Origin of the sequence: Corynebacterium macclintockiae, from assembly GCF_027570165.1 — a bacterium.
GTDB classification, from domain to species: Bacteria; Actinomycetota; Actinomycetes; order Mycobacteriales; family Mycobacteriaceae; genus Corynebacterium; species Corynebacterium macclintockiae.
Genome location: NZ_JAKMUV010000005.1, coordinates 49,928 through 62,578, shown reverse-complemented (window position 1 = coordinate 62,578; position 12,651 = coordinate 49,928). Strand labels below are relative to the sequence as shown.

General features: G+C 63.0%; 10 protein-coding genes. 3 read left to right on the top strand and 7 right to left on the bottom strand.

Annotation, left to right across the window (positions count from 1 at the left end):
• Nucleotides 1-57 precede the first annotated feature (57 nt).
• From lipA to sucB, 3 genes are all read right to left on the bottom strand, one after another.
• The gene (gene lipA / locus L8U58_RS05890) at nucleotides 58-1,107 is read right to left on the bottom strand and encodes a lipoyl synthase (RefSeq protein ID WP_034972050.1); all 1,050 of its coding nucleotides are present in this window, start codon (nucleotides 1,105-1,107) and stop codon (nucleotides 58-60) included.
• A gap of 26 nt (nucleotides 1,108-1,133) precedes the next feature.
• Entirely contained in the window at nucleotides 1,134-1,874 is a 741-nt protein-coding gene (gene lipB, locus L8U58_RS05885; RefSeq protein ID WP_034978127.1) for a lipoyl(octanoyl) transferase LipB, read from the bottom strand.
• 639 nt (nucleotides 1,875-2,513) lie between these two features.
• On the bottom strand, nucleotides 2,514-4,673 hold the full coding sequence (gene sucB / locus L8U58_RS05880) for a 2-oxoglutarate dehydrogenase, E2 component, dihydrolipoamide succinyltransferase (RefSeq protein WP_269954903.1): 2,160 nt from the start codon (nucleotides 4,671-4,673) through the stop codon (nucleotides 2,514-2,516).
• Between the two features lie 130 nt (nucleotides 4,674-4,803).
• On the opposite strand from sucB, the gene L8U58_RS05875 reads away from it, so the two are divergent.
• Entirely contained in the window at nucleotides 4,804-5,199 is a 396-nt protein-coding gene (locus L8U58_RS05875; RefSeq protein WP_269954902.1) for an oxidoreductase, read from the top strand.
• A gap of 3 nt (nucleotides 5,200-5,202) precedes the next feature.
• Here the strand turns inward: L8U58_RS05875 and L8U58_RS05870 are convergent, their stop codons facing one another.
• Entirely contained in the window at nucleotides 5,203-6,933 is a 1,731-nt protein-coding gene (locus L8U58_RS05870) for a leucyl aminopeptidase (RefSeq protein WP_269954901.1), read from the bottom strand.
• A 223-nt stretch (nucleotides 6,934-7,156) separates the two neighbouring features.
• On the opposite strand from L8U58_RS05870, the gene L8U58_RS05865 reads away from it, so the two are divergent.
• Entirely contained in the window at nucleotides 7,157-8,320 is a 1,164-nt protein-coding gene (locus L8U58_RS05865; protein WP_051879486.1) for a branched-chain amino acid aminotransferase, read from the top strand.
• Here the strand turns inward: L8U58_RS05865 and L8U58_RS05860 are convergent.
• A complete protein-coding gene (locus L8U58_RS05860; RefSeq protein WP_034980616.1) occupies nucleotides 8,287-9,291 on the bottom strand; it encodes a nicotinate-nucleotide--dimethylbenzimidazole phosphoribosyltransferase in 1,005 nt (334 codons plus the stop codon). The genes L8U58_RS05865 and L8U58_RS05860 overlap by 34 nt on opposite strands.
• Nucleotides 9,292-9,301: 10 nt before the next feature.
• Nucleotides 9,302-10,030 (bottom strand): DUF3043 domain-containing protein, encoded by a 729-nt coding sequence (locus tag L8U58_RS05855; RefSeq protein ID WP_034977269.1) that lies wholly within the window; start codon nucleotides 10,028-10,030, stop codon nucleotides 9,302-9,304.
• 159 nt (nucleotides 10,031-10,189) lie between these two features.
• Between L8U58_RS05855 and L8U58_RS05850 the strand changes: the two genes are divergently transcribed.
• Nucleotides 10,190-10,534: a HesB/IscA family protein gene (locus tag L8U58_RS05850; RefSeq protein ID WP_034970256.1), complete on the top strand. Its 345-nt coding sequence runs from the start codon at nucleotides 10,190-10,192 to the stop codon at nucleotides 10,532-10,534.
• Nucleotides 10,535-10,628: 94 nt separating this feature from the next.
• Here the strand turns inward: L8U58_RS05850 and asnB are convergent, their stop codons facing one another.
• Entirely contained in the window at nucleotides 10,629-12,566 is a 1,938-nt protein-coding gene (gene asnB / locus L8U58_RS05845) for an asparagine synthase (glutamine-hydrolyzing) (protein ID WP_034972062.1), read from the bottom strand.
• Between the last annotated feature and the right edge of the window lie 85 nt (nucleotides 12,567-12,651).

Genomic DNA, 12,651 nt, shown 5'->3' with positions numbered 1-12,651 from the left:
CCAGCGTCAGCGTTAGCGCATCGCGCACACTAGCGCCAACGCCAGCGCCTCGCGCAGTTAGCGGCGCGACGCGGTGACCGGCGTGTCCTCCGAAGCGCCGTAGCGCTCCAGCAGGGTAGAGGCCTCCTGCGACGTGGTGGAATCCAGAGTTTCCTCCAGGTGCTTCAGGTTCTCCGGGATAGCCTCCCCGCGGGCCTGCTTGGCCTGGGCGTACAGGCGGCCAGCGCGGTAAGAGGAACGCACCAACGGTCCGGACATAACAGCCTTGATGCCCAGCTCGTAGGCCGCGTCGGAGTGCTCCATGAACTCCTCCGGCTTCACCCAACGCTCAATCGGGTGGTGCATGGAGGACGGGCGCAGGTACTGGGTGATCGTCAGAATGTCGGTGCCAGCGTCCGCCAAGTCCTTAATAGCCGCGCGCACTTCCTCCTTCTTTTCGCCCATGCCCAGGATCAGGTTGGACTTCGTCACCAGGCCGTAGTCGTGCGCCGCCTGAATGACCTCCAGGGAACGCTCGTACTTGAAGGCCGGGCGGATGCGCTTGAAGATGCGCGGAACGGTCTCCAGGTTGTGCGCAAACACCTCCGGCTGGGAATCGAAGACGACCTTCAGCAGCTCCGGGCGGTTGGAAAAGTCGGGCGTCAGATTCTCCACACCCGTGTTCGGGTTCAGCTCGTGGATCTTCCGCACAACCTCCGCGTACAGCCACGCGCCCTCATCGTCCAGGTCATCGCGGGTCACGCCAGTGATGGTGGCGTAGCGCAGCCCCATCTCGCGGACATTCTCCGCCACGCGGCGCGGCTCATCGCGATCCAGCGGGGACGGGCGGCCGGACTTAATCTGGCAGAAGTCGCAGCGGCGCGAACAGGTATCGCCGCCGATGAGGAACGTCGCCTCGCGATCCTCCCAGCACTCGTTGATGTTCGGACAGCCGGCCTCCTGGCACACAGTGTGCAGGCCAGCGCCCTTCACACGGTTCTTAATATCCCGGTATTCCGGGCCGACCTTCGCAGTCGTGCGGATCCACCGCGGCTTCGACTCGATGGGGGTCTGGGCATTCTTCGCCTCGATGCGCAGCATCCGGCGTCCATCTGCAGTCACACTCATGCCGACTAGCCTACGCCGGCGGAGGCTCAGGAATCCACCTGCAAGTCGCCGTTCAATGCGTCGACGAGGTGCCGGGCCAGCAGGGAATGGGCGTCCGAAACAGTAACCTCGCGCCCAAGCTCCTCAGTAAGAGTCGTGACACCCGCATCCGCCAGCCCACAAGGCACAATATGGTCGTAGTACTCCATGGTGTTGTTGCAGTTCAAGGACACACCATGCATGGTCACGCCGCGCGTCACGCGGATGCCGATCGCGGCGATCTTACGTGCGGGCTTAAGCTCATTCTTTATGACGCCCGCAGGCAGCCACACGCCCGAACGCCCTTCTACGCGGCCGGTGCCGTGCAGGCCTAGATCTTCACAAGTTTGGATTAGCGCCTGTTCGAGGCGGCGGACATAATCGACCACGTCCACCGGGTCGGCGAGCTTGATGATGGGGTAGGCGACCAGCTGGCCGGGGCCGTGCCAGGTGATGCGGCCTCCCCGGTCAACGTCGACGACGGGCAGGCCGTTGGTGGGGCGGTCGGAGGGCTCGGTGCGCTTGCCGGCTGTGTATGTCGGCGGGTGCTGGAGCAGCAGGATGGTGTCTGGGATTTTGCCTTCGGCGCGTTGAGCGGCGAGGTCCGCCTGGAGGTGCCAGGTGTCCTCGTAGTCCACCGTGCCGAGTTCGCGGATGTCGATGTCGCGGATGTCGATGTCGCGGGTGTCGATGTCGGATGCTGTGGTGCCGGTGTTTGCTTTGCGGATGCTGCCTTGCTGGAATCCCATGGTGGCGATGATACTCCAGTGGTTCTGTGGTGCTGCTGGGTGCTGTTCAATGGGTGCCGGGTTCTGCCGGGAGTGGGGCTGGAGTTTCTGGTGGTGCTGCATATATCAGGTGGTGACTTTGATGCTGGCGCCTCCGGCGGCCAGCGCCTGCTGAACGCAGCTAAATGTCGGAAAAGTTGCATTTCTTCAAATCTGCACTGATGTTCACTTTCCCAAAATGCCCCTGACCTGCACTTTTATATAGTTGAAAGTCTTTGCCATTAACAAATTGCAACTTTTTCGACATTTAAGACACTGGGGGTGGCGTTAGCCCTGGCTTCTGGGCATTAGGTGTTGCTCTGTGGTGGCAAATGTCGCTGAATCGGGAATTAGTCAAAACAGAATCCGGATTCAGAAAAAGTGAAACTCTCTGACCTGCGCTTATGTATAGATGCAACTCATTGTCTTTAACGTATTCCCGTTCTAACGACATTTGAGGGTTCTGAAGGCTGCTAGAGAGGTCCGGGACTACTGGACTGCCATCGGGAGCCACTATGCGGGGCTAGCAAACGCAAAAACGCCGACCCCGCGGGAAGCGGGGCCGACGCTCTGCCAGGATAGCTGGCGCTTAATGGCAGGCGGCAGCTAACAGCCTAGAGCTTAGAGCTCCAGGTCCTCGGTGAAGTCCGAGTTCTCCAGGCGGTCACGCAGGGTGGACATGAAGCGACCTGCGTCGGCACCGTCGATGACCTGGTGGTCGTAGGTCATCGGCAGGAAGACCATCTGGCGGATAGCGATGGCCTCGCCGTCGTCTTCGCTCAGCACAACCGGGCGCTTCACGATAGCGCCGGTGCCGATCATGGCAGCCTGCGGCGGGACCAGAATCGGGGTGTCGGTCAGGGCGCCCTCAGAGCCGATGTTGGTGATGGTGAAAGTGCCACCGGACAGGTCGTTCGGCTTCAGCTTCTTGTTGCGCGCACGGTCGGCAATGTCGACGATGGCCTTGGCCAGCTCCGGCAGGGTCATGTCCTGCGCGTCGTGGATGACCGGGCTCAGCAGGCCAGCCTCGGTGTCGACGGCGATACCCAGGTTGACCCGCTCGTGGTAGGTCATTTCCTTGGTCTCTGCGTTGTAGGATGCGTTGACGTTCGGGTGGGAAATCAGAGCCTCGACCGCTGCCTTTGCGAAGAACGGCAGGTAGGTCAGGTTCACGCCGTGCTTGTCGGCGAAGGCCTGCTTGTTGGCCTTGCGCAGTTCAGCAACGTGAGTCATGTCGACCTCGTGGACCTGGGTCAGCTGAGCTGCAGCGTGCAGGGAATCCAGGGTGGTCTTTGCGGTGATCTCGCGGATGCGGCTGACCTTCTTGGTGGTGCCGCGCAGCTCCTGCTTAGCCGGGTCGACCTTGTAGGAGGAAGCGCGCGGGCCAGCCGGGGAAGCGGACTTCGCGGAAGCGCCGGATGCGGAGGTGCCTTCTGCTGCAGCCAGGATGTCCTGCTTACGGATACGGCCACCGACGCCGGTTCCTTCGACCGTCGACAAATCGACGCCATGCTTCTCAGCCAGCTTGCGTACCAGCGGAGTCACGTAGGGGAGGTTGCCCTCGGCCGGCTCCGACTGCTTTGCAGCAGGCTTGGAGGGCTCGGCCTTCTTTTCGGCCTTCGCTTCAGCCTGCTTAGCCTCGGCCTTCTTCTCTTCCTCCTTCGGCTCGGCCTTCTTTTCGTCGGCCTTGTTGGAGTCGTCAGAGTCGTCGGACTTGGAGCCGGAAGCGGCGGCGTTTTCGTCGCCGATGCGGGCGATGACGGCGCCGACGTCGACAGTGTCATCCTCGTTGGCGAGGATCTCTACCAGGGTGCCTGCGACCGGGGAGGGGATCTCGGTGTCGACCTTGTCGGTGGAGACCTCCAGCAGGGGCTCGTCGACCTCGACCTTGTCGCCGACGCTCTTGAGCCACTGGGTGATGGTGCCCTCGGTGACGGATTCGCCGAGCTCCGGCATGGTGACGTCCTCGGCCTCACCGGAACCAGCAGAACCGGAACCAGCGGAACCGGAAGCATTAGAGCTGGAAGCGGAGTCGGAATCGGAGGAAGAGGCGGAGTCGTCGGACTCAGCGGCGGACTCGGAGTTGTTGGACTTGGAGCCGGAAGCGGCGGCGTTTTCGTCGCCGATGCGGGCGATGACGGCGCCGACGTCGACAGTGTCATCCTCGTTGGCGAGGATCTCTACCAGGGTGCCTGCGACCGGGGAGGGGATCTCGGTGTCGACCTTGTCGGTGGAGACCTCCAGCAGGGGCTCGTCGACCTCGACCTTGTCGCCGACGCTCTTGAGCCACTGGGTGATGGTGCCCTCGGTGACGGATTCGCCGAGCTCCGGCATGGTGACGTCCTCGGCCTCACCGGAACCAGCAGAACCGGAACCAGCGGAACCGGAAGCATTAGAGCTGGAAGCGGAGTCGGAATCGGAGGAAGAGGCGGAGTCGGAATCGTCGGAAGACTCAGCGGAGTCGTCAGAAGACTCAGCCTTGGCTGCGTCGCTGGAATCGTTGTCGCTGGAGCTGTCGGCGTCCGAACCAGAAGGCTCTTCGCCCTCCTCACCGATCTCGGCGATGACGGCGCCGACATCCACAGTGTCGTCTTCCTCAGCGATGATCTTCAGCAGAACACCACTTACCGGAGAAGGGATCTCCGTATCAACCTTGTCGGTGGATACCTCCAGCAACGGCTCGTCGACGGAGACCTTGTCTCCGACCTTCTTCAGCCACTGAGTAACGGTGCCCTCGGTTACGGACTCGCCCAGTTCGGGCATTTCGACGGAGTACGCCATGGTGTTTGAAGCTCCTCAAGCTAAACGGAAATCAGCTGTGGTTATTTGGTTGAAATACTACCTAAGTCTACGCGCCTTGACTCTGCGCCGTTGTTCGCCCCTGGTCGTGCGTCCACTAGAATCGCTTAGCGTGTTTAATCTCTTCGGCCGGAACAAGAACAGCTCCACCCGCCCGCCACGCGCGCCAGGGGAGACTGTTCGCCCCAAAGACCTGGTATACCTGCAGCAATGGGCAGGCACCCGCACCGGAGTCGAGGGGTTCGTGGAGCCGGAAACCATCGTCAACGAAATGTCCGTAGTGCTGGTCGACAGCGAAGGGGAGTGGACGCGCCGCCGCATCGGCGGGCCGAAAGGCATCGACAAGGTAGCCCACACGGTGGGGATTCCGCTGTACTTTGCGGAGGAGACCGGCTACCCGCAGCGCATGCGCGACCGCATTGAACGCGACCGGCTGATCAAGAAGCGCCTCGAGCAGCGCGAACGGCGCGCACAATTCGAGCAGCGCCGCACCGAGCAAGAGGGCTAGCCGCTAGCCCTTCAGCGCAATATCCTCCAGCGCCGCGATGATGGTGCGCACTGGCGAGCCCGTCGCCCGCTTCGGGGTGTACCCATGCGGCGCGCCGTCGTTGTAGGCTGGCCCGGCCACATCGATGTGCACCCACTGCACGCCCTCGGCCACAAACTTCTTAAGGTAGTGCCCCGCCACGGACATGCCACCCCAGCGGGAGGCCGAAATGTTCTTGATATCCGCCACATCGGACTGCAGCGCCTCGCCCAGCTCCGCGGGCAGAGGCATCGGCCAGCCGGCATCGCCCACGCGCTGGGAAATCATCGCCACGCGGTCGCGGAAATCCATCGAACCCATGATGCCCGGCGTGCGGTCGCCCAGTGCCACCAGCTGCGCGCCGGTCAGGGTAGCGGTCTCGATCAGGTAATCCGGCTTATCCTCGCACGCGCGCACGATCGCGTCGGCCAGCACCAGGCGTCCCTCGGCGTCTGTATTCCACACCTCGGTGGTGGTGCCGCCGTAGTGGCGCAGCACATCGCCCGGTCGGGTAGCCTCCCCGCCCGGCATGTTCTCCGCCAGCGGAACAGTGGCGGTGACGTGCACCGGAATGTTCAGCTCGGCGGCGGCGATCACGGCGGCGACAACGGCCGCGGAGCCGCCCATGTCGGAAATCATGTTCCACATCTTCGCCGGCGGCTTCAGGGAAATTCCGCCGGTATCGAAAGTAATTCCCTTGCCCACCAGAGCTACTCGCGGAGAGTCGTTGGCCGTCTTGTCCGGGTTGTAGTCCAGGCGCACCAGGCGCGGCCCGCGCGCGGATCCCTGTCCCACGCCCAGAATGCCACCGAAGCCCTGCTCTTCCAGCGCGGCCTCGTCCAGCACCTCGACCTCAATGTCCGTGTGCTTCGCCGCCTCGGCAATGATCGCCGCGTAGCTTTCGGGGTACAGCACGTTCGACGGAGTGTTCACCAGGTCGCGCGCCAGCGCCACCGCCCGCACCGTAGCCAGGGAGTGTTCCAGCGTGTCCGCCGGATCCTCACCCGTCAGCACCTCGATGGACTCGATCGCGGGCGCTGCCTCGGAGGTCTTCAGCCCACGGTATTCATATGCACCCAGCGCGTGCCCCACCAGCGCTGCCTCGGCACCCAGCAGACCCAGGGCGCTCACCACACGCGCGCCGCGCCCCGTATTCTCGCCCTTGTCGTCGCTGTTGTCGCGGATGGGCTTTTTAATGTTTCTGGACGCCACGCCGGCGGCCACTCGGACGTCCTCAGCGGACACCTCATCGGCCGGCCCCATACCGATTGCCAGGATCTTCTCCGGGCCGCGCGATCCAGCGCCCGCGTCGACGACACCGTCGGCGGTCTCCGGATCCTGGGTGGATTCCTGCACCTTCGCGGACAGGTTTCCGGTGGAGACGACGTCGCTGCGCGAACTCACTGGCAGATTAGGTACCACTGTGACCTCTCCCGCCGTGCCTTTCGCGCCGACGGAGATCAGCAGCTTCCACATTTCCAACTGCTGTTCAGACGTGAGGGCGTCAATAGGAGCACCAGTGAGTTCCAGCCCAGCTTCACCCTCGAAGACCGGTATGACCAGCGTATCGATGACCGACGGGGTCTCCGTAGAAGTGGATTCGAGCGCGGACTCGGTGTGCACCAGCGACATCTGCGGGATGTATCCGCGGGAAGGTAGGCCGGCGATGTCGGCGCCGAAGGAAGCGAACTGGGGAGTCGAAGAATTGGCGGTCATGATGGGGTCGAATACTCCTTATTAGTTCTGCATTAGTTCTGTTAAGAGTCTTAATTCGCTGCTGTTTACTCTACCCAGAATCGATTGCCCGGCGAACGGCGATTCGGGCTGCCCGGCATTCTCCCAGGGTATGGACTTAGGGAAGTGGGGAATTGCAGAAGTTTTCCAAAAGAATGTTAAACCCGTCACACTGAGCAGTAGGCGGCAGAGTACGCTGGGGCGTATGACAAGCACCCCAGAATCTAACCCACAGACGAATCAATCCGGCTCTGCGGTGGAGTTCACCGTGACTCGCAACGAGAACCCGGCGACCGACCAGCAGATCGCCGACATCCTGGCCGCGCCGGGCTTCGGAAACCACTTCACCGACCACATGGTCGCCATCGACTGGACGAAGGACAAGGGCTGGCACAACGCCCGCGTGGAGCCTTACCAGCAGGTGCAGATGGATCCAGCCTCCAGCGTGTTTCACTACGGTCAGGCGATCTTCGAAGGCCTGAAGGCATACCGCGGTGAAGACGGCAAAATCGTCACCTTCCGCCCGGAACAGAACGCCCGCCGCTTCCAGGCCTCCGCTGTCCGCATGGCGATGCCGGAGCTGCCGGAGGAGCTGTTCCTGGAGTCCCTGAGCCAGATCGTGGACATCGACCAGCGCTGGGTTCCGCAGGGCGGCGGCGAGGAGTCTCTGTACCTGCGCCCCTTCATGATCTCCCGCGAAATCGGTCTGGGCGTGCACCCGGCAAGCAGCTACACCTACTTTGTGATCGCCTCCCCGGCCGGCGCCTACTTCTCCGGCGGCATCAACCCGGTGAGCGTGTGGCTATCCACCGAATACACCCGCGCGGCTCCCGGCGGCACCGGCGCGGCGAAGTTCGCGGGCAACTACGCGGCCTCCCTGGCAGCCCAGGCAGCTGCGCAGAAGGAAGGCTGCGACCAGGTTGTCTGGCTCGACGCGACCGAGCACAAGTACATCGAGGAAATGGGTGGTATGAACCTGGCGTTCGTCTTCGGCACTGAGGAGACCGGCGTTACGCTGGTCACCCCGGAGCTGTCCGGTTCGCTGCTGCCGGGCATCACCCGCCTGTCGCTGCTGGAACTGGCGCGCAACCTGGGCTACAAGGTGGAGGAGCGCCGCATCTCCACCGACGAGTGGAAGGAAGCCGCGAAGTCCGGAGCCATGACCGAGGCCTTCGCCTGTGGCACCGCCGCTGTGGTCACCCCAGTCGGCACCGTCAAGGACGAAACTGGTGAATTCCAGGTCAACGGTGGAAAGACCGGCCCGGTGACCATGCGCCTGCGCGAGCAGCTAACCGGCATTCAGAACGGCCGCGTTGCCGATGAGCACGGCTGGCTCTACACGCTGGTGGAGCAGGCTGCCACCGCGTAGCGAACCATCGGCAGCGCCAGCACGGCACCGAGCCCTTGGCCGGTGCCGAGGCGCAGATCCAACAGTGGATCCAGCCCCAGCGCAGTGAGCGCGGTCTGGGTCGCCGGCTCCGTCCCCGCGGACGCAGCCAACCACCACGCAGCCGCTCCCGGCGCCAGCATCTGCGCGCACAGCGCCGCCGCGGCTGCCCCCACGCCGTCGAAAATCACCGGCGTGCGGCGCACCGCGGACTGCGCCAGAATCCCCGCCATCACCACCAGATCCGCAGAACCGATCTGCTGCAGCACACGCGAGGCCACCGCCTTGTCGTCGCGCACGCGGAACATGGCATCGCGGATGACGGACACCTTCGTTTTCCACGCTTCGTCGCCGATGCCGGAGCCCCGGCCGATGATCTTCACCGGCTCCACGCTGCACACGCTGCCAATCACCGCGGCGGCGACGGTGCTCAGCCCGCGGCCTAAATCCCCCAGCAGCAGCACTGCTGTGCCCTTGTCCGCCTCTTCGTCGGCGAATCGCATGCCGCGCGCCAGGTGCTTGTCGTACTCTTCCGGGGTCAGAGCGTCTGCGGTATCGATGGGGGCGGAGGGCTTGCCCAATGTGGCGTCCACAATAGAAAGAGAAACCCGCGCGGCCCGACAGGCATCCACAACAGGGGCCTGTGCGCGGGCCAGTTCCTGGCGGACCTGCGCGGTGAAGTCGGCGGGCAGGGCAGAAACCTCCGGGTGCGCCGTGGCCACCCCGTGCTCACCGGCGACGATAATCAGACGTGCCGCATCCAGCGGCTGGGCGGGGGCGGCTCCCTGGCAGGCGGCGATCCACGCGGCTACATCCTCCAACGTCCCCATGGAACCAGCCGGGATTCCCGCGCTGGTGGGCGCGCTCGAACGAAGCTCTGTAGCGCGGCTGCGCGCGGCCTCGTCCGGCGGGACGATGGGTGGGAAGGTAGGGGCGGAAGTCGAAGGTGCCATGGGGACAAGACTATACGCTGTCGCCGATCTGCTTCTGCGGTGCCGGGGTGCGCAGGCGGCGGATCATCGTCGCGCGGGTGAACGCGTACATGCCCAGGCTGAACTTGCCGTGCTGGTTGTTCGGGAAACGCTCGTTGACCAGGCCATTGATTCGGCGGCCCAGCCACAGACCCTCGCCGATCATGATCAGGAACACGAACATCATCACGATGGAGGCTAGGTTGGCCACGCTCGGGTTGGACATGCCGAAGATCATGATGACGATCACCAGCAGAGCCAGCGGCAGGAAGAAGTTCATCATGTAGCGGTGGGAATCGACCCAGTCGCGGACGAAACGCTTGACCTCGCCCTTATCGCGATCCATCAGGTAGTCCTCGTCGCCGGCCATCATGCGCTGGTTGGCCCGGCGGCGTTCGCGGTTCGCCTCGTCCTTCTGGCGCTGCTTCATGGCCTTGTATTCTTCCTTGGACATGGAAGCCTTGAGTTCCTTGCGCTGCTTACGAGCCTCGCCCGGGGTTTGGGGTGCGGTGTAGGCGCTGCGGCGGACGCCGTGCTTGCGCTCTTGTTCGTTGCGCTTCGGGGTGGCCTTGCCCTTCTTCGGCGTAAATGCCTTGGAGGTCTTGTCGTTGGTGACGCCACCGTCTGCGTCGCTGTCTACCTCAGTCGTCGTATCGGCATCCTGTGGCGAGACCTGATCCTCGGCCGGGTCGGCGGCCTTTTCCTGCTTCTTCCATGGCATTTTCACATGTAACAGGCTAGAGCAGGAGGGCAGGGGAACAAAACCCAATTTTTGATTGCTGGGAATAACACGAGACGGCAGTGGCGTTGTGGAACAATGAGGCGTAACTTGTGAGCAAAGCCAATTCTAAGATTCGGTCGTTTATTGAGGAGGACCAACATGACTGCTCCAGAGAAGGTCACCGGTGTGGAGCTGACCGAGGCCGCTCAGCAGAAGGCCAGTGCCCTGCTGGCACAGGAAGGCCGCGACGATCTTTCCCTGCGCATCGCCGTGCAGCCGGGTGGTTGCGCAGGCCTGCGTTACCAGCTGTTTTTCGATGATCGTTCCCTGGATGGCGATCTGGTGGACGAGTACGAGGGCGTGAAGCTGGTCGTGGACCGCATGTCCTCCCCGTACCTGATGGGCGCGAAGATCGACTTCGCGGACACCATCGAGTCCCAGGGCTTCACCATCGATAACCCGAATGCTTCGGGTTCTTGCGCTTGTGGCGATTCCTTCAGCTAAGCAGTGCCAGTGGCTAAGCAGCGCCAGCGGCTCTAGCCCTTTTAATTACTGACGCCCCCTAGGGATGAACTCCCTTGGGGGCGTTTTTGGGGCTTTACAGGTTGACCGGGTACTGGCGCTGGTCGATCTGCGGATCGATGCGATCTTCGACGAAGATGCCGTGCCAGACCATGAAGGCGATGACGGTCCACAGTCGGCGGGAGTGGTCCGGGCCGGAGCCGGTATTCATCGCCACGCGGTGTTCGTCCAGCATCTTCAGGACCTCTGCCTTGTTGAAGATGTGGTCGGTCTGCGAGGCCTCGATGTTCTCCTTGGCCCAGCCGTAGAGCTCATCGCCGGCCAGCCAGTGGCGCATCGGAACCGGGAAGCCCAGCTTCTTGCGGTGCAGCACGTGCGGGGGCACGATGCGCTCCATCGCCTTGCGCAGCGCGTACTTGGTCGTGCCGTGGGAAATCTTGAGCTCGTGGGGGAGGGATTCCGCCACCTCGAAGACGACCTTATCCAGGAACGGCACGCGCAGCTCCAGGGAGTTTGCCATGTTGATCTTGTCGGCCTTGACCAGAATGTCGCCGCGCATCCAGGTGAACAGATCCAGGTGCTGCATCCGGGCAACCGGGTCCATGTCCTTGGACTTCGCGTAGATCGGTGCGGTGACTTCGCGGTGATCCCACTCGGGGCGGATCTCGCGCAGGACGCGTTCCAGCTGCTGGTAGTTAAAGGAACGGGCGTTGCCATAGTAGCGATCCTCCATCGGCATGGTGCCGCGCTGGAGTAGGGACTTGCCACGCATGCCTTCGGGAAGTGCGTTGCCCACGCTGGCCAGCACGCGCTTCAGCGGGGAGGGGATCTTGTCGAAAGGCGCCAGGCTCAGCGGCTCTTTGTAGATGGTGTAGCCGCCGAAGAGCTCATCGGCGCCCTCGCCGGAGAGCACAACCTTCACGTGCTTGCGGGCCTCCTGCGCCACGAAGTACAGCGGAACCAGGGAAGGGTCGGCCACCGGATCGTCCAGGTACCAGATGATCTTCGGAATCGCCTCGGCGTACTCCTCGGGGCTGACCACCTTGACGATGTGCTCGGCGCCGATGGCGGCGGCGGATTCCGCGGCGACGTCGACCTCGGAGTAGCCCTCCCGCTCGAAACCGGTGGTGAAAGTCAGCAGATCCGGGTTGTGGCGCTTGGCCAGTGCTGCAATGGCGGTGGAATCAATGCCGCCGGAGAGGAAGGAGCCGACCGTGACGTCTGCGCGCATGTGCTTGGCCACGGAATCCTCCAGGGCATCGGCGATGCGCTGGAACACGGCTTCCTCGTCGCCAGCAGCGACCTTCTTCACGGGGAAGCGAGGCTCGAACCAGCGGGTCTCCTCGACCTTTCCGCCCGGGGTGACAAAGCCATAGCTGCCGGATTCCAGGCGACGGATGTGCTTGTGCAAGCTTTCCGGCTCTGGGACATACTGCAGGTCGGTGTAGTGCGCCACCGCGCGGATATCCAGATCCAGGTTCAGACCCAGGTCCTCGGCCATAGACAGGATGCACTTCTTTTCCGACGCAAAGACGGTGCCCGCCTCGGTGGTGGCGATGTACATCGGCTTGATGCCGAACTGGTCGCGGGCCAGGAAGAGCTTCTTTTCCTTTGAATCCCACACGGCAAAGCCGAACATGCCACGCAGGTGGTTCACCACATCGGCGCCCCAGTGGTGGAAACCAACGACGATGGGCTCGCCGTCGCCCTCGGTATTAAAGGAGTAGCCGGCCGCTTTGAGCTCTTCGCGCAGCTCGACGTAGTTGTAGATCTCGCCGTTGAATGTCAGGGCGTAGCGGTTCGGTTCATCCTCGGGGCCCCACTGCAATGGCTGGTGGGAGTGCTCCAGGTCGATAATGGAGAGGCGGTTGAAGCCGAACACAACATCCTGGTCGTGCCACGTGCCGCTATCGTCTGGGCCACGGTGGTGCATGCAGGGCAGCGCATTTTCCACGGCATCAACGAAGTTCTCTGCGGCACCATTAGCCGCAATGATTCCAAGCAATCCACACATGCGTTCCGACTTTACGCGGGTGGGGTAGAGGTGGGCTAGTTGCCACGGCGGGGAATCAACCGTTTAGTCGTTTAGTGATATGCGT